Annotated in this window: 18 protein-coding genes and 1 pseudogene; 3 read left to right on the top strand and 16 right to left on the bottom strand. The window is 40.6% G+C overall.

Features of this window, described 5'->3' with window-relative positions:
• Window positions 1-28: 28 nt before the first annotated feature.
• From T501_RS14495 to T501_RS14460, 8 genes and pseudogenes are all read right to left on the bottom strand, one after another.
• Window positions 29-778, bottom strand: coding sequence for a hypothetical protein (locus T501_RS14495; protein WP_044915587.1), 750 nt, complete (start codon window positions 776-778; stop codon window positions 29-31).
• Window positions 779-1070: 292 nt separating this feature from the next.
• Window positions 1071-1262, bottom strand: a pseudogene (locus T501_RS14490) (transposase); the annotation flags it as partial.
• Window positions 1263-1628: 366 nt separating this feature from the next.
• A complete protein-coding gene (locus T501_RS14485) occupies window positions 1629-1862 on the bottom strand; it encodes a hypothetical protein (protein ID WP_044915586.1) in 234 nt (77 codons plus the stop codon).
• Window positions 1863-1963: 101 nt separating this feature from the next.
• Complete coding sequence (locus T501_RS14480) at window positions 1964-2596, bottom strand: CPBP family intramembrane glutamic endopeptidase (RefSeq protein WP_197027965.1); 633 nt, start codon at window positions 2594-2596, stop codon at window positions 1964-1966.
• A 14-nt stretch (window positions 2597-2610) separates the two neighbouring features.
• Window positions 2611-4251, bottom strand: a complete 1641-nt coding sequence (locus tag T501_RS14475; RefSeq protein ID WP_044915583.1) for an ATP-binding protein — start codon at window positions 4249-4251, stop codon at window positions 2611-2613.
• A gap of 172 nt (window positions 4252-4423) precedes the next feature.
• Window positions 4424-5959, bottom strand: coding sequence for a vWA domain-containing protein (locus T501_RS14470; RefSeq protein ID WP_044915582.1), 1536 nt, complete (start codon window positions 5957-5959; stop codon window positions 4424-4426).
• 3 nt (window positions 5960-5962) lie between these two features.
• Window positions 5963-6934 carry a leucine-rich repeat protein gene (locus T501_RS14465; RefSeq protein ID WP_050008331.1) on the bottom strand — a complete coding sequence of 324 codons (972 nt, stop codon included), beginning with the start codon at window positions 6932-6934 and terminating at the stop codon, window positions 5963-5965.
• 5 nt (window positions 6935-6939) lie between these two features.
• On the bottom strand, window positions 6940-8118 hold the full coding sequence (locus T501_RS14460; protein ID WP_026512095.1) for a response regulator: 1179 nt from the start codon (window positions 8116-8118) through the stop codon (window positions 6940-6942).
• Window positions 8119-8218: 100 nt separating this feature from the next.
• Between T501_RS14460 and T501_RS14455 the strand changes: the two genes are divergently transcribed.
• A complete protein-coding gene (locus T501_RS14455; protein ID WP_049945982.1) occupies window positions 8219-11974 on the top strand; it encodes a chemotaxis protein CheB in 3756 nt (1251 codons plus the stop codon).
• A 60-nt stretch (window positions 11975-12034) separates the two neighbouring features.
• Window positions 12035-12382: a hypothetical protein gene (locus T501_RS14450; protein WP_044915581.1), complete on the top strand. Its 348-nt coding sequence runs from the start codon at window positions 12035-12037 to the stop codon at window positions 12380-12382.
• A gap of 142 nt (window positions 12383-12524) precedes the next feature.
• On the opposite strand, the gene T501_RS14445 is transcribed toward T501_RS14450, so the two are convergent.
• The 4 genes from T501_RS14445 to T501_RS14430 form a co-directional block, all read right to left on the bottom strand.
• On the bottom strand, window positions 12525-13316 hold the full coding sequence (locus T501_RS14445; RefSeq protein ID WP_026512097.1) for an ABC transporter ATP-binding protein: 792 nt from the start codon (window positions 13314-13316) through the stop codon (window positions 12525-12527).
• Between the two features lie 44 nt (window positions 13317-13360).
• On the bottom strand, window positions 13361-14242 hold the full coding sequence (locus tag T501_RS14440; protein WP_026512098.1) for an ABC transporter permease: 882 nt from the start codon (window positions 14240-14242) through the stop codon (window positions 13361-13363).
• Window positions 14243-14404: 162 nt separating this feature from the next.
• The gene (locus T501_RS14435) at window positions 14405-15577 is read right to left on the bottom strand and encodes an ABC transporter substrate-binding protein (RefSeq protein WP_044915580.1); all 1173 of its coding nucleotides are present in this window, start codon (window positions 15575-15577) and stop codon (window positions 14405-14407) included.
• Between the two features lie 439 nt (window positions 15578-16016).
• Window positions 16017-17519 (bottom strand): alanine/glycine:cation symporter family protein, encoded by a 1503-nt coding sequence (locus T501_RS14430; RefSeq protein WP_044915579.1) that lies wholly within the window; start codon window positions 17517-17519, stop codon window positions 16017-16019.
• Between the two features lie 309 nt (window positions 17520-17828).
• Here T501_RS14430 and T501_RS14425 point away from each other — a divergent pair, with 309 nt between their 5' ends.
• Window positions 17829-18545 (top strand): hypothetical protein, encoded by a 717-nt coding sequence (locus T501_RS14425; RefSeq protein ID WP_044915578.1) that lies wholly within the window; start codon window positions 17829-17831, stop codon window positions 18543-18545.
• Between the two features lie 50 nt (window positions 18546-18595).
• Here T501_RS14425 and T501_RS14420 read toward each other — a convergent pair whose 3' ends face one another.
• From T501_RS14420 to T501_RS14405, 4 genes are all read right to left on the bottom strand, one after another.
• Window positions 18596-19510 carry a histidine phosphatase family protein gene (locus T501_RS14420; protein ID WP_044915577.1) on the bottom strand — a complete coding sequence of 305 codons (915 nt, stop codon included), beginning with the start codon at window positions 19508-19510 and terminating at the stop codon, window positions 18596-18598.
• 135 nt (window positions 19511-19645) lie between these two features.
• Window positions 19646-21802, bottom strand: a complete 2157-nt coding sequence (locus T501_RS14415) for an ATP-dependent helicase (RefSeq protein ID WP_044915575.1) — start codon at window positions 21800-21802, stop codon at window positions 19646-19648.
• A gap of 262 nt (window positions 21803-22064) precedes the next feature.
• Window positions 22065-23849 carry a CotH kinase family protein gene (locus T501_RS14410; protein WP_050008330.1) on the bottom strand — a complete coding sequence of 595 codons (1785 nt, stop codon included), beginning with the start codon at window positions 23847-23849 and terminating at the stop codon, window positions 22065-22067.
• A gap of 99 nt (window positions 23850-23948) precedes the next feature.
• Window positions 23949-24620: a DUF4956 domain-containing protein gene (locus T501_RS14405; protein WP_026512103.1), complete on the bottom strand. Its 672-nt coding sequence runs from the start codon at window positions 24618-24620 to the stop codon at window positions 23949-23951.
• Between the last annotated feature and the right edge of the window lie 313 nt (window positions 24621-24933).

The following is a 24933-nucleotide window of genomic DNA, read 5'->3' as shown; positions in this document are numbered from 1 at the left end:
TCAGCCCAAAATCAAACTTCAGTGCCATTTAATGTACGATATTGGCCGCATCACCACGAAGCGGTCTCTCATCACACTTATTCAGTCCAAGATATGCATTATAGATACTCTTATCCTGGGTCATAATTCTCAATGATCCGGTTGCATGAACATTCTCATCAGGTAAAGTGAAAAAGTTATAGATATCAAGAGAGCCTCCGCCCTCAATATTTGCATTTATTATTCCGCTTAAATTCCAACAGCCATCTATAACAAAGGCATTTTCATCAACAGGATTCGTATCACCGGGGTTATCAGGTATGGCCTCTGTGATTTTCATGGAAATCTTCAGATTGTCATCTCCAACATTCTCAATGTAGAGTTTTCCAATTTCCTTCCCCAAGAAAAGCGGTGATGGTGCAAGTACTGTCTGATCCGGATGATGATAGATAACCATGTCCCAGGTTCCTTCAAGCTTACTCTTATCTGTCACAGTCTGTGAAAGAGGATGTATATCGTAATAATAGATTTTCTCAAAATCATCGTAGATCAGGTTATCCAAAAACCAATCAAAATCAGAGAGTTCCACCTCTGTCTCCCTGGAAATGTTTCCCGGGTCACCAGGCATTGTAGCCGTGAAATTCCCATTACCTTCTGCATTTTCCTGATTTGAAAATGTGTTACTTCCCCTATCTTCTGAAGGACCGGCGATGCTTCGCATACCAAATGCTGAAGTATTCATGACAATTACCGCCACAGATAGCATTACAGCTGCCAAAATATGATTCTTATTCTGCATACCGGCCTCCTTTCATTTGTGGACAATACTTCCATGTTCTCATGCTAATTTAATTTTCTCATATAAATATAAAAACCATGTAAAGAAAGCATTACTTTACTGATAAATACAATTCCTGATTTCGTTTACGATAGTATGACTTCTTGCGGGCAAAAGCGGAAATCGCCCGCAAGAATCCTGCTTTGCAGGACACGCCCCTCGCTTTGCGAGGACCTAGTCCAATACGATTCCCGTTTTTCTAAGGAAAAACAGGAATCTATGTTTTTTTCTGCTCAAACAAGCAGGAATACTTGCTTCTTACAGTCTTTGGCTTGGTTCCATAACGATAATTGGGCTCATCATCACGCTCATATTTTTCATAGCCCAGATGCTCATTCATTTCAGCTTCAAGCATCGATTGAATGGTTCCGGAAAGAAAATCCTTAAGTGCTTCTTGGATATCATCAGCTGTCTGGATATCATACTCATCAAGCAATCCTTGGATAACTGTTTTTTTCCTTCTGTCATTGGTTTCGGTTTGTAAACGTCTCTTTTCTTGTTTGCCATTATAAAAGGCCTCCCTTGATAATATAAAAATTTATCATAGAAGACCTTTATAATTGACTTATATTAAATTTACAGAGATTTTTTCAAACCCTCAATCTAAACAAATAAGCTGCGAAATACAGGCTTTTCAATATGCGCAGCTCATTTTCGGCAATAAGTGCTGCGCATTAGACACTTTTCAGTATGCGCAGCTCATTTTCGGTAATATGTGCTGCGCATTAGACACTTTTCAGTATGCGCAGCTCATTTTCGGTAATATGTGCTGCGAAATTAGGGCTTTTCAATATGCGCAGCTCAGATCAGTCTATGCCTCCGCTTCGTACAGTTCACGATAGGATCTACAACGCTCGATCAGCGTGGCATGTGTTTCTTCATCAAGTATCTTTCCATTCTCCATAAACATGATCTTATCAGCCCCAATTACTGTTGATAAGCGATGTACAATTACAAATATAGTTCTATCAGTTCTTATATTATCAAGAGTTTCCTGGATTCTCATCTGAGTCATATTATCAAGGGCCGATGTAGCTTCATCCAAAAGTATTATCGGAGAATCCTTAAGAAGACAACTGACTATTATCTGGATTCTATATCTAAATAGTATATTTCTGTCATTAATCCATTCTCATATCTGTTTACTCACAAAACACCTACAATCAAAGAGATGTATCCAACTATATTTATTACTGAATGTAGTGACATTGAGATAAACGGATTCCTCTTTGTCATATAAAATGATGTTAAGAATAGTGCCGGTATAAGATAATAAAAAAATTCTAGTGGTCTGACTATATGAATGCAATCAAACATCACCACCGAGACCAGAAACAGCAACACCTGCGAAACTGCATTTTTAGGTTTGCCAATAATTGCATATCTGAATACCAGCTCTTCGATCACCGGAGCAAAAATGCATCCCTGGATCACGGTCAGATAGGTCGGAACCACAGTCATCTGTTCTTTCACACTATCATTATTCTGAGGAAGAATATCCCATCCAAAATAACTGCTTCCCCAAAGAATCAACCCCGTTAATAGTAAATCCAAAATCAGCCATATCAGCAATTTTACATAAAAGGATTTAGTTTTCAGTATAGAGGAAAACTCCTTCCATTCTGATCTGATCTCTTTCCAAAAAATGGCAATGATCAAAGGAAATAAAATAACATATACCAGAAATGAATCCCATTCAGGCCCTATGTAGCCTTTGAGCAATTCCCACAATCCAAAATTTATCAGGTAAAAAGATGCGATAGTCAGTAATCTCTTCAAGTTGACACCTCTTATCATACTTCCAATATCTGCTCAACTATTTCCCTTCTTCTATCTCTTAAGAGCAGCAGCTGGTTATATTTGTAATATTCTTCCGAGCCTTCATTCTGAATGAAATTAAGGCTGTAATGTCCTGCATCAAGTCTTGTAAGGAAAAGAACCATCTCCTGCTCTTCTCCATAGATTTTCTGAAGGAAAGTAAAGCAGTTGGACAGGTGCTTACCTGTTGTATGTGCATTTCCTCTGCGGTCTTTTTCCCGGCCTTGGAACCAAACCTTAATCTGCTTCTTGGCATCTTCATCCTGTATTCCATTAATCCGGGCTTCGAGCTCTTCGAGGGCTGAGATTGTCTTCTTTAATACTATTTCAGAAGACTTGTCCATAAGGTGTTCACCTGCCTTGTGGTCATACTCCTCCATAAGCTCTGATACTCTCTTAGATAGTCTCTCATAGACACTGCTGTTTGCGGAAGCTTCCTTTCCTTCTGCCACAAAACTATTATTCTCTTTTGAAGCACTGCTATTTTCATCTGCTCCTGCTGCCTTGCCTGCTCCTGCTGCCTTGCCTGCTCCTGCTGCCTTGCCTGCTCCTGCTGCCTTACCATCTCCGCTCTGAGGCGCATTTCCCTTAACAATAGCAAGAATCTCCTTTTGTACCTGCTTCTGGACATTCAGTTCTCTGTCGTAAGAAGAAAACTCCTGATTAAGTCTGTCAATCAGCAGATTTATGATACTGAGCTTTTCATCAAAGGGCGCTTTTCTTAGCTTATCGCGCTCTGCGGGTATGCTTCCCTTAAGGATTTCTCCTATGTTATAGAGGTCCTCATATTTATGGTAGAGGGCGTAATACATAGCAAAATCTCTTGCAATTTCAGGCTCCTGCAGATACTGGATAGTAACCTTTTCATCCACTTCGATTCCAAGCTTTTCATAAGCTCTGATAAGCTGTGATAAATCCTCCCAGCCTCTTGCGGTGACAAAACGTTTTCCCTGGATGTCATTTTTAATGCTGTAAAAGTTGTCCTTGTGAATATCAAGGTATGCAAGGATTGAACCATGCACTCCGTTCACATCGGCATATTCCTTGAAGGCTTCAAGGTCCTCTTCGATGTCAATTCTCTTTACACGGTCAAGGGTTACAATATCAAAATCCCTTACAGCCTTGTTGTACTGGGGCGGATTTCCTGCGGTTACGATAATAAAGCCCTCGGGAACCTGATGCGCACCAAAGGTCTTATACTGTAAAAACTGAAGCATGGTGGGAACCAGTGTCTCGGACACGCAGTTGATCTCATCAAGGAAAAGTATGCCTTCCTTAACTCCCGTCTGATTTATCCTGTCATATACAGAGGCAATGATCTCACTCATGGTGTACTCGGTTACAGAAGTTTCCTTTCCGCCGTATTCCTTTTTTGAAATAAATGGGAGTCCAATCGCACTTTGTCTTGTGTGGTGAGTTATTGTGTATGAAACCAGATTTACAGACAGTTCCTCTGCAACCTGCTCCATGATAGCGGTTTTTCCTATACCCGGAGGTCCTATTAGAAGTATCGGGCGCTGTTTCTGAACAGGAATCAAATAGTTTCCCATCTCATCCTTTTCCCGATACGCTTTGATCGTATTGATAATTTCCTGTTTTGCTTCTTTGATATTCATTTATGCTCCTTTATATTGAGATTATTGAACGCCTTTTCCTTATCGCTTTTAAGAAGTCATGACTTCTTGAACGCAAAAAGGTAAAAGCGTTCAAGAATCCTGCGTTCCGCAGGACACGCCCCTCGCTTTGCGAGGGCCTGGTCCAGTACGATTATTGAATTTCTGAGGAAATTCAATAATCTATGTATAACTGGATAGCCCAGTTTGGCATCTTGTCTGCACCGTTTTGTTTATCCATAGGGAAAACAAAGGCTGTATCATAATCTGTGGGATTCTCCGGATAATCACCGAATCCGTCCGTGAAATACATAAGTCCCCTCAGATGCTTTAACTGTCCCTTTCTTCGAAGGTCATCAACATATGAAAAGACAGGCCTGAAATCAGTACCATAACCACCTGCCACTTCAAAATTACGGGCGTATTCTTCCATCTCTTCGGGGTGATTTATTTCAATATCCTTCTGCACCTTGTTATCACATTCAATGATGTGAACATGGATCTGCCTGAAAAAGTTATCACTCATCCTGAGTATCCCCGCTGTCTCATTTAAGAAACTCTGAACCAGCTCCTCAGAGCATGAAGCCGAGGTGTCAATTGCTATGACAAGCTCATCTATCTTGTGAGACTCGCTGTACTCGTTTTCCTCAATTAGCGGCATATTGCCATAGATTTCCATTCCATAATTATATAGTCCGTAGTCAAAGGAATCGGGGTCTATTCTGATTTCTTCCCTGACAACAGCTATCTGATTCAAAAACTCAGTGTAATAAACCTTGTCCGCAGTTTCAGCTTTCAGATAAAACTTAAGGCTTCCGCTCTCCTTGCTCTTCTCATCACCAAGACTTGCAATGTCACTCTTTATTCTCTTGGCGGTATTTTTCCAGGCATCCTCTATTTCCTTTTTATTGGCTCTTCTAAGCCTCATCTGCATCTGCATATCGATGTCAGGCTTATCCTGCTTTTGGTTCTCGTCCTTCTTATCCTCAAGGCGCTCCCAGAAACCGTGATCGTCAAACTTAAATTCCCTCACAAGGCGGTTCCAGGTATCCTCTGTGATCAAACTCTTTTCTCCGGATTTGCCCGATTTACTTACACCGGTACTATCTTCTACAGCTGTCTCTACAATATCACTCCCGGTACTATTACCTGCTGCTTCCGATGAACTTCTTTTGTATGATTCACTCTTATCCAAAAAAGAAACATTCTCACTTGAACTATTAGTATAAGAATATTCCCCCCAGCTGACATGGCTCTCAAAGTAGTGATATATCTTCTCTGCGGTCAGCACCTTCAGCTCTTCCTGAAGCTTATCATACCATCTCTCCCTGAGGTCAGAGCTCACGCGATAGATGCACTGATAATCCATGGAGTCAAGTATATGCTCAACCGCTATATCGCAGGCAAGATCCCACATCTCATTGTCACCAAACTCAGCCGCCCTGTACAAATGTCTGAACATGCAATGCAGCAGCATATGCAGGTAAGTTCTGTTTAACTTAGAGGGATCCTCCACATAGGTTTTGAAAACATAATTAGGATTGTAAAGAACGCTCTCGCCGTCAGTCCCGACAGAGGTGGTGCTAAGATCCTTTCTGATCTCCAGTACCGAGAGGGCAGGCGCCAAAAAGCGCATGGATAAAAGCAGTTCAGTTTTCACAGAATTCCATATTTTATTTCCAAGTTTTTCCTGTTGTTCGTTTTTTGTCATATATTAAAAATCCAATTCCAAAAATCCATCGTCACTAAGAGCATCTGCGCCGTCTGCAGTTTCTATAGTCAGGCTCTTTGCGTAATTCATCAGCATTCCTACAAGGGCAGTCATCCCATGGTCAGATGCTATATGTGACAGCTGATCTGCGACCTCTTTCCCGATAAGCTTCCTTTTAATATAGAAATCAAAATGATCCTCCGGACCGGAATCCGGTTCTGTAACTATACCATTTTTCAGGTTGATCACTCTCTTTAGATTCTTAAGAGCATTTTGAGACAGCCAGTTTTCATAATTATTCCTGCTATCATCAGAGAGTTCATACGGGAACGATAGTCTTCCGATAGCAATCATCTCCGCTGTAACGCTGTCATCAGCTGACGCTTTGGAGAACATATTATCATACTCTCTGAAATTTATCTCACCGGCTTTAACACATTCGCGATAAGCATAGCCAGTCCCTTCAATAGCAAACTGAATTGTCCTCGCCATTGTGTTTTCAACGAAGTCATAATTAAAACCGGGGAAAACCAGAAATGCATCCTCTCCCGAAAGATGCATTCTAAAGGCCAGTCTCCTGTCGTTATCCTCCAGAATTCGCCTTATAATCTGGTAATTTCCACGGTTTATGTCTATTTCAATCCCGGTCAGATTTTCGCACTGCCTTGTACTTCCATCCAGGTATTCAGTGACGCTGTCTGACATTTTAATTTTCCTTAAATTACTGCAATTGTGAAAAGCAAAGCCCAGTATGGTATGTATGGAATCAGGAATATGAATCTCCTCTATATCTTTTCTTGAAGAAAATGCATGATTCCCGATTACTTCTACCGGGTACTCTTTTCCGTTTTCATCAGTGGCACTTTGTGGGATTTCCAAAACTCTCTCCCTTATGCCTGCAGGTGTTTCTTTATCTCCTTTTATTTCAAAAAAGCTGTGGTCAGCTCCATTTTTCAATTCAAATGTAAAGCTCATTGTGTTTAAATGTACTCCGCCAATGTATTATATAATCTCCCTGAATCTATCGGCTTTACAAGATGTGAGTTCATGCCTGCCTTGAGGCTTTGCTCATAATTTTCATGAAAAGCATTTACCGTCATTGCTATGATCGGAATATTCTTAGAAGTAGGGATAGTAGTAGTATCTCTTATTTGGCGGGCAACTGCAAGACCATCTATATCCGGCATGACAATATCAAGTAAAATGAGATCAAATTTTCCATGTTCAGTCCTGTAGGTCAAAAGCGCCTCCCTTCCATCTCTTACAGTAATGACCTCGGCACCCTTTGCTCTTAACAGCTTATCAATGATTTCAAGATTAATCTCATCATCATCTGCCACAAGTATCCTCTTCTTTGAAAAATCATAAGAACGGGAATTCAGAATCGCAAGCTGCTCACCTGTTATATATGGGAATTTAATCTTCACATCTATGCTTAATCCGCCGTCATCCTCTTTCTTCACTGTGACATTATCCGTTCCCAGCTCATGAACATAGCACCTGAAAATGAAAATCATGGGATCCATTGTATCAATGGTCGAATACATATCATACTCAAGCCCTTCATACTCAAGCTTTAGAGCATCTATCTGACTGCTGGATAAAGACACATCAGTCCCATGTACCTTGAATCCTATTTCAAGTATTCTGTTCACTTCTTCATTTCTATATATATCGAATTCAATTCTGCTCTTACTGGATAATGTCTCGGAAACTATTCTTATCATTTTTCTAAGAACCTGGAACAGGATAGAATAATCCGCAACTATAACATAATCTTTTAACTCATCATCTTTTACATCAATTTCCACTCCTTTGTGTTTTAGGAAAAATGACATATCATTCAGTAATGCTTTAACCAGATCAGAAATCTTGATACTCTCAGCATGGAGGCTTACGTTTTTCATAACAATCTGACGCATAGCCATTACATCATCCAGGGACTCATTCATTTCACGTCCGGCACGGCTTATCTGATCAAGATAATGTTCAATGGATACCCCGCTGTCCTTAGTGTCCCTGGCAAGTTTAGAAAACTCGATGATAGAATATAATGGTCCTCTTACAGTTCTGCTCATCTGCTCAAGAAATGAGTCACTAAAATAAAGCTTATGCCTGGTTTCAATAAGCTTGTCACGGATATTTTTATTATCTGTCATACCGATTTTCCCCTCTAGAAAAAAATAATAAATGTGAGATAATAATACCATAACATCGTTAAGTTTACTATATATTTAATTGTGAAAAAGGGGATCTATTATGTACACACATCAAGACATGTCAGTGAATATTCAGCCACATTGTGTTGTTGGGATAGGAGCATCCGCCGGCGGTCTTGAAGCCCTTCAGCAGTTTCTTACTTTCCTGCCTTCCAATACAGGTATGGCATTTGTAATAATCCAGCACCTTGCTCCCAATCACAAGAGTATGCTTGTAGATATTCTTGGTAAATATAATTCCATGCCCATAACCGAAATTGAGGATGGCATGTCTGTAGAGCGAAATCATATATATATGATTCCTCCCAAATATAATATTGAAATTCAAAATGGCATATTGAAGCTTAAAGAGCAGAACTCCCAGGAGATAAATCATCCTATTGATATCTTCTTCCGTTCTCTTGCCTATGCTTATGAAAATCGTGCAGTTGCCGTCATCCTGTCAGGAACAGGCTCCGATGGCACCAATGGCATAAGAGCCATAAAAGAACAAAATGGTATGATCATAGTTCAGTCTCCGGAATCCGCTAAATTCGATGGAATGCCGCGAAATGCCATTACCACAGGTTTCGTGGACCTGATGTTAAAACCGGATTCCATAGCAAGAGAGCTTGCTCATATATCTAAATCCATGATCGATGCAGAGGCTCAGATCGGAACAACCGATGATGATCTTCTTTCCAAGATTTTCGCAATACTTAAGAACGTCACCAATATTAACTATGCTTATTACAAGCAGACCACTATCTTAAGGCGAATAGAGAGGCGTCTGGTTGTTACCCACAACAGGAACCTTCAGGAATATGTAAATTACATGACCAATAATCCTGAAGAAGCAAAGCTTCTTGCAAAGGAAGTTCTTATTGGTGTTACCGCTTTTTTCAGAGATTCCGATTATTTCGAAGTACTAAAGGAAACCGTCATCAAAAAGCTTATCACCGATTCTCATTTAGATGATGAGCTTCGTGTCTGGGTTGCAGGTTGTTCTACCGGTGAAGAAGCTTATTCCATCGCAATTTTGTTTGCAGAAGCCATGGAAGAGCTCTCAATCCGCCGCGATATAAAAATATTTGCCACTGATCTTGACCCTGACTCCATCGGAACTGCCGTACGTGGTGTTTATGGCAATAATATAATAGAAGATGTTTCTGTTGCACGCCTTTCCAAGTATTTCACAAGAAAGGGCAATAAGTATGTCATCCACCATGATATAAGGAAGATGATTATTTTTGCACAGCACAATGTATTCCAGGATCCGCCCTTTGGAAAACTGGATCTTATCTGCTGCAGAAATGTGCTTATCTACTTCCAGACTGTACTGCAGAGGAATCTCTTTGCTATTTTCCACATGGCATTATCTGACAGAGGTTATCTGTTCCTTGGACGCTCGGAGTCAGTAATTGATTACTCCGATGTTTTCAGAGTTGTGTGTGCTGATGAAAAGATTTTCATTCACTATGCTGAAGGCAATGCACCATCCCACGAGCAGCTTGCCTACTCCATGAGTAACATAGAGACACCGATCGATCCTATCGCTGTTTCAGGCTATGATGACGATGAGCCGGTTTATTATAAAGCTCATGAAATCGACACCTCAGTCCTTGAAAAGCTCATGCCCGCCACAGTTTTGATCAATGATAAAAATGAATTGGTAAGAAGCTACGGCGACTGCTCGAAGCTCATATCCCTGCCTGTTGGCCAGGTCACTCTTGATATTTTCCAGCTTATCAGAAATGACCTTAAGATTGCTCTGTCAACAGCTCTGAAGGAAGCACGACTTGAAAAAGGTCAGAAGGCTTACACAGATATTCCTATTGAAATAGAAGGGAAAGGCGAATTTGTTTCAATAGTGGCTCAGCCTATCAATGATAATCACGGTCAGGAAACTGACTTTACTGCCATCTCTTTCTTAAGGGGAAGGCAGAATATGAGCATCGATATGCAGGAGTATCAGGTCGATATTGCTGCCACTCAGCGTATATCCGACCTTGAGCACGAGCTCAAGATGACCAAGAACTCCCTGCGTCAGACTGTTACTGAACTTGAGTCAACAAACGCTGAACTCCAGGCTGCTAACGAAGAGCTCCTTACTGCAAACGAAGAGCTTCAGTCCAGTAATGAGGAACTTCAGTCCGTTAATGAAGAGTTATACACCGTTAATTCGGAATACCAGTCGAAGGTTACAGAGCTGGCTGTTGCCAACAATGATATGGCGAACTTCCTCTCTTCCACCCTTGTGGGCATCCTCATGGTGGATAATGACCTCAACATCAGGAAGTATACAGAGTACATTTCCTCAGAATTCAGCGTGGCAGATCAGGACGTAGGAAGGTCTCTTAGATATATCAGTTATAATTTTGCAACAATTGACCTTATCGCACTATGCCGCACCGTACTTAATACGATGAACCCTGTGGAGAAAAGATGTGCTTCTGTTGCAGGAAAAACTTATCTCATAAGAATTGCACCCTACCATGAAATAGGTGTCATCGATGATCCCGAGGATGGCAGCCGTAAAAAGAAGCGTGAGCTTAAAGGTCTTGTCCTTACCTTTGTTGATACGACAAAGCAGATTGACGATCAGGAACAGATTGATGAGATGGGAAAAGCACTCCGTGCCGCAGTAAAATCCAGCCGCGAGAAGGAATCCTTCCTGTCACAGATGTCTCACGATATGAGAACTCCTTTAACAGCTATATTTGGCCTCACCCAACTTTCTCTTCAGGAGAATGATGTGTCTGACACCATAAAGGATAATCTTGATAAGATACTCACTTCCAGCAAATACCTTCTTTCTCTTATAGAGGAGATACTGGAAACAAGCCGCATTAACGCAGGTAAGATAGTATCTATCAGTACAGCCATTAAGGAAGAAGCTATCCTGACATCAATTTCAACTATTGCGCGTGAGCAGGCAAGAGGTGCAGGACTTCATTTCAACTGTAAGGTATCGGGTTCCAAGGATCGTTATGTGCTTATGGACACCAAGCATGTGGAAAGATCGCTGTTAAACCTTCTTTCCAACAGCATCAAGTTCACCCCCAGTGGCGGAGATATTTTCTTTACAACCAACATCACATACACGGATGAAGAAGCAATCCATACCTATATAATCAGAGATACCGGAATAGGTATAAGCGAAGCTTTCCAAAAGAAGATGTTCCTTCCATTTGAGCAGTACCGAGAAGCTGATGATATTTACAGAGAGGGTTCAGGCCTTGGTCTTTTCATCTGTAAGAGTCTTATTGAGCTTATGGGTGGTACCATCAGTTGCACAAGTGCTCCGGGAAAAGGCACTGAATTTGTTGTGGTGCTCTCCTATCCCATCGCCACAGATGAGCAGATTTCGCTTCACACTCAGCGCTCAGAAAAGTATGAAGATCAGCTACTGTTTGGCAAAACCGTTCTTCTTGCAGAAGATAACACCATTAACGCTGAGGTTATAATAAAGCTTTTAAAGACAAAAGGAATACATGCAGAGGTAGCAAGAGATGGTCAGGAAGCTGTTGATATGTTCAAGACCAGACCACCTTACCACTATCAGGCTATTCTCATGGATTTGATGATGCCTGTAAAGAGCGGACTTGAAGCATCAAAGGATATACGTGCGCTTCGTAATCCGGATGCAGCAACAATCCCGATAATCGCATTGACAGCTGACATAGCAAATGACGTAGAGCATAGAGCTGAAGCTGCCGGAATGGATAGAGTGCTTGAAAAGCCTATCGATCAATCGAAGCTTTTCTCATATCTTGCTACTCTTATCCAGAAGCAATTGGATGAGCCAATCTTATAATTTTCCAGGTAATAGCAAGGAAAAGCAAAACAAACTCGGCTCTCACTAAGAGGAAAAAGAATGCAGAATAAAAAAATAGAGGCTCTAAATACCTGGGGTGCAGATACCGCTTCGGCTATTAAAAGAATGCTTGGTGATGAGGAGTTCTATCTTAGTCTGATAGATGTCTTCATAACCAATAATGATTGGGATGACTTTGTTCATCTTATGTCAGAAAAGAAATATAAGGATGCCTTTGTGGTATCCCACAGAATGAAGGGTTCCTGCGCTGATCTATCCCTTACACCGCTTTACTATGCACTATGCGATGTAACAGATGATCTCAGAAATGAAATCCGCCCCTCCCTCATGTACAACTATGAGCGAGCCGTAAAAATCAGAGCGTCTCTGCTCGAAGCCCTGAAGTAGGTCACGTGTCGTATAATTACGGCCAGACACATTACAGCCATCCGTTAATGTGCGTTTTCGTCTGCGCAGTGATTTTCTAAAACTCAATAATATAAAGTTTAAGGCTGCCACATCGTGACAGCCTTTGTTATAATTTTGAAATTTATGATAATACCATGGAGTCATTAACTTCATCGTTTCCGGCTTCTTCGAATTTCTGAAGAAGGTCTGAAACATTAAGTTTTTTCTTTTCTTCGCCTGATACGTCATAGATGATTTTTCCTTCGCTCATCATGATCAGTCTGTTTCCGTGGGCGATGGCATCCTTCATGTTATGTGTAACCATAAGAGCTGTAAGGTGGTGCTCCTGAATGATGCTCTCGGATATCTCAAGAACCTTCTTCGCAGTCTTGGGATCAAGTGCTGCGGTGTGCTCATCAAGAAGCAGCAAATCAGGCTTTTTAAGGGAAGCCATAAGAAGTGTTACAGCCTGTCTCTGACCACCTGAAAGAAGTCCAACCTTACTTGTGAGGCGGTCTTCAAGTCCAAGATCAAGAGATTTTAAGAGTTCCTTATACTGCGCTCTCTCAGAGTTGTTAATTCCGCTCTTTAAGCCTCTGCTCTGTCCGCGTCTTGCAGCCAAAGCAAGGTTTTCTTCTATCTGCATTGTAGCAGCAGTTCCCATCATGGGATCCTGGAAAACACGTCCTATGTATTTTGCTCTCTTATACTCAGGAAGCTTTGTAATATCATGTCCGTTAAGAACAATACTTCCTGCATCCACAGGCCAAACACCTGCAACAGCGTTAAGGATTGTGGACTTTCCTGCTCCGTTTCCACCGATAACAGTTACGAAGTCTCCGTCATTTAATGTGAGGTTGACACCGTTTAGTGCAACTCTTTCATTGATCGTACCTTTATTGAATATTTTTACAAGGTTTTTAATTTCTAACATAATTTATCATCCTCTTTTTCTGTGCAATTTCTGTTACAAACAAATTATCTCTGCTTTACTTTTATTCCAAGGTATCCCTGAATTGCAGGTATTCCAAGGAAGATAGCAACGAGCACTGCACTCAAGAGTTTGAGATATGTTGAAGGAAGTCCAAGCTGAAGTACTATTGCGATAACGATGTAATAAATGATCGCACCAACAACTGAAACGCCCATTCTTACAGCAAAATTGTGTCTTGAACCAAAAATAACTTCACCGATGATTACAGCTGCAAGTCCTATTACAATTGCACCACGGCCGGCGTTTACATCAGCATTTCCCTGATACTGTGCATAAAGGCCGCCTGCGAAAGCTGTCAGGCCGTTACTTACCACAAGACCAATTCTGATGCATCTTCCGGTGTTTATGCCCTGAGCTCTTGCCATGTTCTGATTACAACCTGTGGCACGAATCGCTGAACCTATTTCACTTCCGAAGAACATGTACAGAAGGAATATTATTATTGCAATAATGATTACACTCATGAGTATTGAATAGTTGATAAATCTAAGGCTTACAATAAGCGCATACTGATCTACACTGATGGCCTGATTCGATTTTCCCATAATAGCAAGGTTAATGGAATACAATCCAAGCTGTGTAAGAATTCCGGAAAGTATCGGCGGAATCTTCAGCATTGTGTGAAGAAGACCGGTGATATATCCGGCACACATTCCTGCGATAAAGGAACAAATTAGTGCAACATATACACTCTGACCTGAAAGCATCAGCATGACACAGGTAGCACCACCTGTACAAAATGAACCGTCAACAGTCATGTCCGCATAATCAAGCACTTTAAATGTTAAGAAAACACTGATTGCCAGGATTCCCCAAATTAGTCCCTGGGCAACTGAACCCGGCAGTGCATGCAATAATGAAACCATAAAAAACTCCTTCTCTACAAGAACGAAGGTGCTCATAAAATCCGGGCACCTTCGCACTTTAATTCTTATATTTTTTAGATATCTGCAGAAATTGGCTTAGCCAGATCTGCTTTTATACAAGGATGAAACTAGTACAGTTGAACTAAGTCCTCGCAAAGTATCTTACTCACCCATCTCGATAGCAACAAGGCCTTCAAGAAGACTCTCATCAAACTCGATAGCAGTTACTGTCTCAGGATTGTACTCAGATGTAATACCCTCAGATACGAACTCGATAGGCATTGTTGCAGGGGTCTTACCATTTACAAGAATTTCATACGCCTGCTTACCTGCTGTCACACCAAGATCATAATAACTGATTGAAAGTGTAGCAAGGCCACCATTCTTACACATATTCTCCTCACCGCAGATGATGGGAAGCTTCTCAGGCCAAGCTGCATTCTTAATGATAGACATGTTATCAGCGATAGTGTTATCTGTAGGGATGTAGAGGCAATCACTGTTTGCAATTGCATTAGTTACAACAGACTGAATCTCATTTGAATCGGCTACTGTATATTCCTTGTAGGAAATGCCTGCTGCATCAAGAGCTTCCTTAGCAAGATCAACCTGGAACTTTGAATTTGCCTCAGATGAGCAATAAAGAATTCCAACCTGCTTTGCATCAGGTACGAGTTTCTGAAGAAGTGCAATCTGCTCATCTACGGGAGCAAGGTCAGAAGCACCTGTTACGTTTGTTCCGGGTTCATTGTTATCCTTGATAACGCCTGCTGACTTGTAATCAGTGATTGATGTTCCAACAACCGGGATATCGCCTGTAGCTGCTGCTACAGCCTGAAGTGCAGGTGTAGCATTGGCCATGATAAGATCATCCTTATCATTAACGAATTTTGTTGCGATAGTTGCACAGTTGGTCTGCTCACCCTGAGCGTTCTGATAATCGAACTCTACAGAATATCCATCAGCTGCAAGTGCTTCCTCAAGTCCTTCCTCAAAGCCCTTGGTAGCAGCATCAAGTGCGGGATGCTCAACAAGCTGGATAACACCTACGTGGAAAGTCTTTCCCTCTTCCGGCTTATCAGCGGTCTCCTCTACAGCTTCCTCAGTTGCTTCTTCTGTAACCTCAGCAGCTTCCTCTGTGCTCTCAGCTTCTGCACTATCAGCCTCTTCTGCGCTCTCGGCTTCTGAAGATGCCTCTGCAGCTGTATCTTCGGCAGCTTTTTCCTCTGTGCCAGCTTGTGTTGTACTTGTGTTTCCACCTGCTGTACGTGCGCAGCCTGTCATGCTGAAAATCATTGCGCCGCTAAGAATTGCGGCAAGAATTTTCTTTTTCATACTTATCCTCCTCGTTCTAGAAATTGCAAAAACATTTTGACGCTTTAAACTGTAAAAGTGTTCTTGTACTATAATATCGCAAACATAATATTTGGTCAATCGAAATAATGTAAATTTCCTGCTTACAATATCAGCATAAGATTATTCATATTCATCACAGGAACAAATTTGCCGTCCTTTGTAAATCACATAGATAAGACTTAGAAAATGCATCAAAAAAGGAAAGGTAGTCACATAATATGATCACCTTTCCTTTCTTTGTTTTGGCTATGCCATCATATTTATCATTGTCAGTTTGCTTACAACTATATTTTCTATAAAATACCAAAACTGATGCGATTGCTTATATTACTTTGGACACTAAATGTCACTATTATTATTTAATATATGGTGACCTGCTTCGTTATCATCAGTCGTCGATGCAGCTAAGAATTTAAGCTTAAGATATCTTTTCCTGAACTTCCCTTTCATGAATCTCCTGAATTTCATCATGAGCGGAAAGCATAGGCTTTATATCTTTTCCAAGTAGTTTTCTCTCAACATAGTTGTGTGTAATTTTCATAACTGTTCCGCTCAATGTGATGACACCGATAAGGTTCGGGATTGCCATCATTCCGTTGAAAGTATCTGAAAGATCCCATGCAAGAGTCAGATCCATGGTGGCACCAACTACAACGAAAGCAACAAATATGATCTGGTAGAACTTTACGCTCTTTGTGCCAAAGAGATATTCAAAGCCCTTACTTCCATACTGGCTCCATCCAAGTACGGTTGAGAATGCAAAACACAAAATAGCAACAGCAATAAAGCCTGCTCCGAATCTGCCAAATACTGATGAAAAAGCCTCAGCCACAAGTGCTGTTGAAACCTGGTCTGATACAACTTTTCCTGTATTAAGATCAACAAGACCGCTTGATAAAATTGTGAACGCTGTAATAGTACAAACAATCATTGTATCTGCGAAAACCTCGAAGATTCCCCACATACCCTGGATTACGGGCTCTCTTACATTAGAACTTGAGTGAACCATAACTGAGGAACCAAGTCCGGCTTCGTTGGAGAATACACCTCTTTTCATACCCCACTGAACTGCCATGGCAACGCCGCTTCCGACAATACCGCCGCCAACTGCACGAGCTCCGAAAGCTCCTTTGAATATTGAAACGAAAACTGCACCGAACTGTCCGATATTTGTCACACAAACAATAAGCGCTCCAAGTACATATATTACTGCCATGAAAGGAACAAGCTTCTCAGTTACAGCTGCAATTCTCTTTAATCCTCCGACAATTACAAGACCTGCAAGCATCATAAGTATCACACCGGTAACGAGGCTGGGGATTCCAAAAACAGAATTCATGTTAACTGCTATGGAATTAATCTGTCCCATATTTCCTATACCAAATGAAGCAAATACGCAAAATACGCTGAAAAGAACTGCCAGAACACTGCCTACCTGACGGCATCCTTTTTTAGCACCAAGTCCATCCTTAAGATAGTACATAGCACCGCCGCACCACTCATTTTTCTCGTTTCTTCTTCTGTAGTAGATACCAAGGACATTCTCTGAAAAGTTAGTCATCATACCAAAGAATGCAACCACCCACATCCAGAAAATAGCTCCGGGACCACCTGCTGCAATGGCTGCTGCAACACCGGCAATATTTCCTGTTCCTATAGTAGCTGCGAGTGCCGTACAGAGACTCTGGAACTGTGAAATCTGGGTATCCTCTTTGCCTGTGTGAGCAGTTACATGATCATCCTTGAAGATTCCGCCCACGGTGCTTTTAATCCAGTGTTTGAAATGTGATATCTGAAAAAATCTTGTCAGACAAGTCATCAGAATACCGCATCCAACCAGCAGTATCAGCATGGGTAATCCCCACACGAAACCGTTCACAGCGTTATTGACGTTTTCCACAATTGATAAAAAGTTTTGCATATCTCCTCCTAAATAAAGCACTGAATGTCGTAGAAAATTTGACGTAATTTCCTTTGGGTATGAATAAAGATGCTCCACTTTCATGGAACATCTTTGTTCTTTTTCATAATATATCAAATTTTACACTTTAACGCAATACATTTGTAAAGTGAAAAAGAATTTTCGTGAGCAACACGATTCAAATAATCTGACAAAATCTACAATTAAAGGTATTTATCCCGAAAATGTTTGTATATATTATCTTCTTCCTTCAATGTTATAATTGTCCCGGATAGAAAAAAGGATTCTACCATTGATGGAGGAGAAAATATGGGAAAAATATTATGGGGAAAATGTCCAAAATGTCATGCGGCAGTCTACGCAGATAAAAATCAACAGATTATTAAATGTGAAGTTTGTGGTACCAACATTCCAAATGCATCGGCTGTTGACAAGAGCATGGAGGCAAAAAGTATCGCGTCAAATGCACTCACTTTTATTCTCGTAGCACTTGCATTTATCATCGGAACAAGCGCATTTATGTTTGCAAGAATTCTTCATAATGTAAGAGTAAAAAGAGCGAATGAAACAGCAATAATTTCAGAAATCAAGACTGATGAATCAAGTGACAATACTGATACAGCAAAAGATACTGGCAGAGAAGAAGTAGAACATTTGGGACCAGAATTTGACAGTGATGCTCACTACATTTCTGATGACCAGTTAACTGACCATGAGTGGCAGGCAATAGATGATGCAAAATTCTTTTTAGGAACAACCTTCTATTCTAAGTATGAGCTTATGTGCCAGCTTGCAGCAACCGCTGATCCTGAATATACACAGGATGAAGCACAGGTAGCAATTGAATATCTTGAGGCACACGATCTGGTTGACTGGAATCATGAATGCGCAGAAGCAGCTCAGCTCTATCTTGATATTTATGATGGTTATACAAAGGATGAATTAAAATCAGCCCTCACCAATAAAGTGTTGCGCTTTAGTGACGAACAGGCTGATTACGCACTTGCGAAGATGGGATATAAGTAAACCAAACTCGTTAAAATCTCTGCTTTAAAGAGCTGTGTTCTTCTAGATACTCATAAAAGCTTCGGCGCTTTTGCTTTAATGCTTTCATCATAGAAAACGGCAGCGGGATTATCTATATGATAATCCGGTTTGCCGTTTTTAATTTGCAAAGTTACTATCGCGATTCCGCAATTTGGTAAAAGGCCTTCTCCCCAAAACTCCGCGAGGTTCCTTTCTCCACGAATGTGCATCAGCAGTGCCTTACTCAATGCCCCATGTACACTGATGAGAACTGAAGCATCCTGGTTTAAAGCCTGATTCATATCCTGATCCAAATCCTGGTTAATTTCTTGACCTGAATCCTGGTTCAGAACTTCATCCTTCTCACTAATACTTTTAAGTGCCATAGGCTCAATTACGGTAGTAAGAAAGTCCTTAGCTCTGCTGCAAAGTTCGCTTAAAAGCTCAGGAGATTCAGCATAATTATTTGAAATTATGTATGACGGATTATCCCTTCTCCAGTTCCGTATAGCTTCCTCATATTTATCCGGAGCTGATTTAAAAAATCTAAATGGCAGGTTCTCATCTGCAGTCATATCCTCCACTTTTCCGCCATCCATAAAGCCAAAGCTCAGTTCTTTTAAGCGGTCATCGGTAATTATTTCAATTTGAGGGCTATCCTCAGCTATACTTTGCCTATCTTCATCTGTAATATTTTCTTTCTGACTATAAATTATTCTGTCCCTATTATAATCATCGTCGGTAATATCTCCCTGCTGCCCAAGCACGATCGTTGCAGTCTCCACAGAGCGCTTAAGCGGACTGGAATAGACCTTGTCAAAAGTAATTCCCTTTTTCCTAAGTCCTTCTCCGGTCGCTTTAGCCATAAGCCTTCCAAAATCATCCAGAGGAATATCTGTCTGCCCCTGTATTAAATGCCTGTTATTCCATTCAGTTGTTCCATGACGAAGTATATATAATTTCACTGTATTACTTTCCTTAAAAATTGCTCAAAACAATATGTAATGATTTTCATTTTGTCTAAGCTCAAGACAATATGTAATGACCTTCATTTTGCCTAAGCTCAAAACAATATGTAATGGCCTTCATTTTGCCTAAGCTCAAAGCTTCTCCAATTTTATTTTAAATGCTATCTGTCTTGGCGTTTCCATCTCGTCAAACTGTACCAGATAACAATTATCTGCCGCATTGATCTCAAGGATTGTTCCCTCTCCCAGAATGGCATGCCTTATGCGCTGTCCGGGCTCAAGAAGATTTAGCTTTTCAGCTCCCTTTAAATGTCTTGAATCATTATCAATATATTTTCTTACCGCACTCATCATTGATTCATCCGGTTTTTCCGTAAATTCCAAAAGATTTTGATCTATATCCAAAATAAATCGCGAAGGATATCTCGGTATTCCCTCAAAGTTCATGCCACCTGCTTCAGTTATAAAAAGTCGCTTTTTAGCTCTGGTCATTGCAACAAAAGCAAGCCTTCTCTCCTCTTCCATTCCCTCAAGGGTATGAATTTTTCTTGAAGGGAATATTCCCTCATTCATGCCGCATAAAAACACATATGAAAACTCCAGTCCTTTCGCTGCATGAACTGTCATGAGTCTTATCTTATCATTATTTCCTGCATCTGAATCCGCATTTGTAAAAAGTGCGATATGCCTAAGGTAATCTTCAAGTCCCACCTCTTCTCCACAGGTGGTCTCATACTCAAATACAGACTGCTTCAATTCTGCAAGATTATCAAGCCGCTCCTGAGCACCCTCGGTCCTTAGCATCTCCTCGTATCCGCTCTCGTTCAGAATCTTTGATAGAACCTCGGAAACAGGAAGCCCCTCATAGCTTTCTGAAAATCTGTCGATCAGATCAATGAATTTCTTAGCCTTGGTTCCCTTCATTATCTCATGATCAAGATTGTCATTTAGTGCTTTATACAAACTGCAGGAATTGTCAGCAGCATACTGCTCCAGAAAGCTCATACGCCTTTTTCCAAGATTTCTCTTAGGAACATTTGCAATCCTTCTAAATGAAATGTCATCACGGTACACAATCATTCGCAAGTAACAGAGCGCGTCCTTTATCTCCATCCTTCCAAAGAACTGCACACCCGAATAAATGGTGTATGGAATCTTTTCCTTTAAAAGTCCCTCTTCAATAGTCCTGGTTACATAATGCGCCCTGTAAAGAATCGTGATATCACGGTAAGGAATCCCCAATCCCTTTAAAGCAAGTATCTCTCCTGTTATCCAGTCCGCTTCATCTGCAGTATTTGGCGCAAGGTGACACAAAACACTCTCTCCGTCAGGGAGTGTCGCCGAGAGTTCCTTTTTTATCCTCTGCTTATTTGTATCTATCAATGAATTGACAGCCCTCAAAATCTGAGGTGTAGAACGATAGTTGTCATTCATCATTATGGTCTTTACATCAGGAAAATTCTTATCAAAGTCCAGGAGGTATTTGACGTTAGCACCTCTCCAGGTATAGATGGTCTGATCAGGATCTCCCACTATGAAAAGATTCTTGTGATAACCTGCAAGCACTTCCATTAGCTCATACTGAAGGCTGTCAATATCCTGAAACTCGTCTATCATTATGTATTCAAGCCTCTTTTGCCACTTGAGCTTAATGTCCTCATTCTGGCTGAAAATATAGAGACTGAATTTGATCAGATCATTATAATCAAGCCCAAAGCACTTTTTCTCCTGATATAGATATCCATAAAACAATATGTCCTGTACATCTGTTGCCTTATCATATTTTTCCTTAAGAGTATCAAGGGACATCGTAATCATATCAAGATAATACTCGGGTTCTGAAAAAATCTTCCTGATTTCAAACATGTCTCGTGCCTTACTAAAAGTCATATCACGAAGAGACAGCCCTCTCTCCTCATAAATGATTTTGAGCATGTCATCTATATCTGAATTATCCAGCACCAGAAAGTTCTTAGGATAAGAAACCGCATGAGAATCCTCCTGAAGAACGGATACACAAAAACCGTGGAAAGTATTGATATATCCTGTATCATTGTCACCTGTAAGTCTATGGATTCGCTGCCTCATCTCGTTGGCTGATTTATTGGTAAAAGTTACACACAGGATATGGCCCGGCATTATCCCCAGACCATTAACAAGATAAGCAAATCGGTGAGATAAAGCTCTTGTCTTACCGCTTCCTGCTCCCGCTATGACGCGCACATAACCTTCTGTAGTGGTGACCGCCTCCAGCTGCGCTTTATTTAACCCTTCCAAAATCTCCTGCATAATACCTCTTTTACACTGCAAATTGAATTAGCTTAATGATTTGAACTTCACTAAGTACTTTTACTCAGACCAAACTTTTCTTTGCTCTTCATTGTACCAAACAAGCGTTCTTATTACAATATGAACTAACTTAATGTGATTCCAACTTCCAGTATACAAAAGAAACATCCTATAAAATAAAAACGACAGCTTCAGGTTTTTTTCACCATAAAGCTGTCGTAATCAGAACAATATAAACGGCCTGCTTACGCGATTACCAATTCTAATGTTCACTGTCCCTTCGCGAAGGGAAATGATCATCACCACCTCTCCCGTCGTTTGCCATAGCGCCCATGTCAGAAATTGTTATGGAAGAAGCATCTACAAGGCTTGATGAATCAGCCTCCTGTCCTGAATCCGTTGATGGTATTGTGCCATCAAGCTGTCCAATAATACTCTCACATCTTAGCGGCACAAACCCACTTAATGACTGAACAGCTTTTTCAAATTCTTCAGTTGTACAGAACTTTGTTGGGTCACGGTCCACATACCCTGAGATCATTTCATAGGTACTGTTTATGAGCTCATTCAGATATCCACTTGTATAGAACTGCTCAATAAATGACTGAAAATATTCATGGTATTTTGAAGTATATTCATCAGTAGATGTAATCCACGAAAACATAGGTCTGTCAGTATCATCTTCAGATATAGACAAAGGAGTATCGATTGGATCATTAACTATACTTGTTGCATCATTTCCATTAAAAGTTCCAAAGGCAAGATTATAATCCCATGGGATAAAGGTCATAAGACCATCTTCCTCATAAAGATAGAAATTATGTATCATGCTGCCGGTGTAGCTGTCACCATTTACTACAAAATTGTGTACCACCATATATCGCATAAGAGCATCAGTATCTACTGCACTTTCGATGGCTTCTGTGTCAGAATTGGCGATGCCTTCACTTAATGATTTGATTGAATTGACAAGTCGCTTTTTATCGGACTTTGTGATATCCGTCTTGGCGCTGTCAAAAATTGCCGAGTAACTGTCTGTATCATCATCTATGTATTTTATCTTGGAGTCATCGCTTCCCATTCCGCCGCCGGGACCTCCACCTGGTCCACCGAGTTTTTCTCCACCTGGTCCACCTTGCATTTCTCCGGGACCACCTGGCATTCCCTCACTAAAGTCACCGCTGGATTTTTTGACTTCATCTGATGTATTCCTTTCGCTGTTATCTGAGGTATTCTTTTCGGTACCATCATTGTTTTCGCCTGATGTATTCCTTTCGCTGTTATCTGAGGTATTCTTTTCGGTATCATCATTGTTTTCGCCTGCTTTCTCCTCAGAATTTTCTTTAAACGGATTTTCCATTCCAAGCTTGTCGAAATCCACATTTTTCATGTCAAAATCGCCACCGTTTCCACGGCCGCCACCCATTGACATTGTGTCCGGCTTATAGAGTTCTCCGTAACTTGTTCCATAATTCCGCTCAAGGAAAGAATCCTCAACAGCTTCAACTGCAAGGTATAATCCCCATTCCTCTCCGTTTACCGTTATATAACAATAGCTAACAAGTGGGGAACTTACACCAAATTCATACATAAGCTTATACGTTATGTAATCTTTCATCATGGTGTAGTCCTGAATCAGGTTGTTTAAGCAAAGTTTATCCAAGCCATAATAGTTTCCTGTGGACTCATAGCAGTCGAATTCAATTTTAAAGCTATATCTGTCGCTATCAAGCTGGGATACCGTCGTAAGTGAGGTATTTCCTTTACAGCGAAGACCTACATTTTTAATTGTTTCACCATCGATTGTCACATCAGCATTGGTATATTCCTCAGACAGAGCATTCTCTAAAAAACTGTCAAAATCATCTATTTCAATATCTATTGTATGAACATAACTGTCATCAAAGATTTTATTCTCATATCCAAAGGATACAGAATCATCTGCTGTGATTCCAAATGCTCTTCCATTCATGAAAAGTACAGTAACCAGAACGGCGATGACAGTTATGATAACGCATATCCTATTTATGTTTTTATTACTCGACATATGTTTTCCTCTTAAGCCCAAGCAAATTCCGCTTAGCGGATTCCTGAGACCTGTCCGATGTTTTCAAAATTGGTTTTGTACCAGTGTATTTCCGCCAGCTTAACCCATGTATTCTCCGTTGTAGCTTACAAGAACTGCACTGTTTACACCATCCATATCGGCTACTTCATTTACAAAATCGGTGTTATCTTCCTTTAATCTCACCTCAATATTAAGTTCAAGATTTCCTTTTTGTGCACTCTTACTCTTTACGACGAATTTCTGCACTCTGGACTTTAAGTATTCAGAGACCTTAACCTCTGCATCATGACCAGTGCAGCTAACTACTACAATATATGGAGCAAGATAAGCTTTTTTATTCACAAAAATAAGAAGAATGATTCCTATTATTACACTTCCAAAAACTGCCAGTGGTATCAGCCCTGCTGCCAAAACTATTCCAACTGCTATTGACCAGAATAAAAATGCAATGTCCAAAGGCTCCTTTATCGCTGCTCTGAAACGAACAATAGAAAGAGCACCGACCATACCAAGTGAAAGAACTACGTTACTTGTAACTGCCAGAATAACCAGCGTTGTGATCATGCAAAGCGCTACCAGTGTCACCCCAAAGCTTGAGGAATACATAACTCCCTGATAGGTCTTTTTATAAACAAGAAAAATGAACATTCCTATAGCAAACGCCAGTGTAAGTGCCAAAACCATATCTAAGATACTTATACTGCTTACATTCTCTAAAAAGCTTGATTTAAATATATCTTTAAAAGTCATTTCTTTATCTCCTCGTATAATATTTTTAGATACATTAAATGTACCTTGATAACTTAATAAATATTTGTTCAATAGGCTTAGTTAAGCCCATGATATAATTGTCCCCGTGTCAATCAGGTAATAGTTCTATTATCTCCTGTTGAACCAGAAATGGTTGCTTCAATTAAAAGTCTGTTCCCCTGACATGGAAGTTAGCTTCAAACCGGCTGGCTGTTTGCTTAAGTGCATGGACGACCATCTAGCAGTGTGGTTTCGCATCTGTCCATCTTAAGCTGGATTCTTATATGCGAGGGTGTCGATGCTCCATGATCAT

The organism is Butyrivibrio sp. WCE2006, assembly GCF_000701985.1.
Lineage (GTDB): Bacteria > Bacillota > Clostridia > Lachnospirales > Lachnospiraceae > Butyrivibrio.
This window is presented reverse-complemented; position numbering and strand designations above follow the sequence as displayed.

Excerpts from the sequence above, each read along its gene's own strand:
- T501_RS14495 (WP_044915587.1), bottom strand. The coding sequence starts at position 778 with ATGCAGAATAAGAATCATATTTTGGCAGCTGTAATGCTATCTGTGGCG.
- T501_RS14475 (WP_044915583.1), bottom strand. The coding sequence starts at position 4,251 with ATGAATATCAAAGAAGCAAAACAGGAAATTATCAATACGATCAAAGCG.
- T501_RS14470 (WP_044915582.1), bottom strand. The coding sequence starts at position 5,959 with ATGACAAAAAACGAACAACAGGAAAAACTTGGAAATAAAATATGGAAT.
- T501_RS14465 (WP_050008331.1), bottom strand. The coding sequence starts at position 6,934 with ATGAGCTTTACATTTGAATTGAAAAATGGAGCTGACCACAGCTTTTTT.
- T501_RS14460 (WP_026512095.1), bottom strand. The coding sequence starts at position 8,118 with ATGACAGATAATAAAAATATCCGTGACAAGCTTATTGAAACCAGGCAT.
- T501_RS14455 (WP_049945982.1), top strand. The coding sequence starts at position 8,219 with ATGTACACACATCAAGACATGTCAGTGAATATTCAGCCACATTGTGTT.
- T501_RS14450 (WP_044915581.1), top strand. The coding sequence starts at position 12,035 with ATGCAGAATAAAAAAATAGAGGCTCTAAATACCTGGGGTGCAGATACC.
- T501_RS14445 (WP_026512097.1), bottom strand. The coding sequence starts at position 13,316 with ATGTTAGAAATTAAAAACCTTGTAAAAATATTCAATAAAGGTACGATC.
- T501_RS14440 (WP_026512098.1), bottom strand. The coding sequence starts at position 14,242 with ATGGTTTCATTATTGCATGCACTGCCGGGTTCAGTTGCCCAGGGACTA.
- T501_RS14435 (WP_044915580.1), bottom strand. The coding sequence starts at position 15,577 with ATGAAAAAGAAAATTCTTGCCGCAATTCTTAGCGGCGCAATGATTTTC.
- T501_RS14430 (WP_044915579.1), bottom strand. The coding sequence starts at position 17,519 with ATGCAAAACTTTTTATCAATTGTGGAAAACGTCAATAACGCTGTGAAC.
- T501_RS14425 (WP_044915578.1), top strand. The coding sequence starts at position 17,829 with ATGGGAAAAATATTATGGGGAAAATGTCCAAAATGTCATGCGGCAGTC.
- T501_RS14415 (WP_044915575.1), bottom strand. The coding sequence starts at position 21,802 with ATGCAGGAGATTTTGGAAGGGTTAAATAAAGCGCAGCTGGAGGCGGTC.
- T501_RS14410 (WP_050008330.1), bottom strand. The coding sequence starts at position 23,849 with ATGTCGAGTAATAAAAACATAAATAGGATATGCGTTATCATAACTGTC.
- T501_RS14405 (WP_026512103.1), bottom strand. The coding sequence starts at position 24,620 with ATGACTTTTAAAGATATATTTAAATCAAGCTTTTTAGAGAATGTAAGC.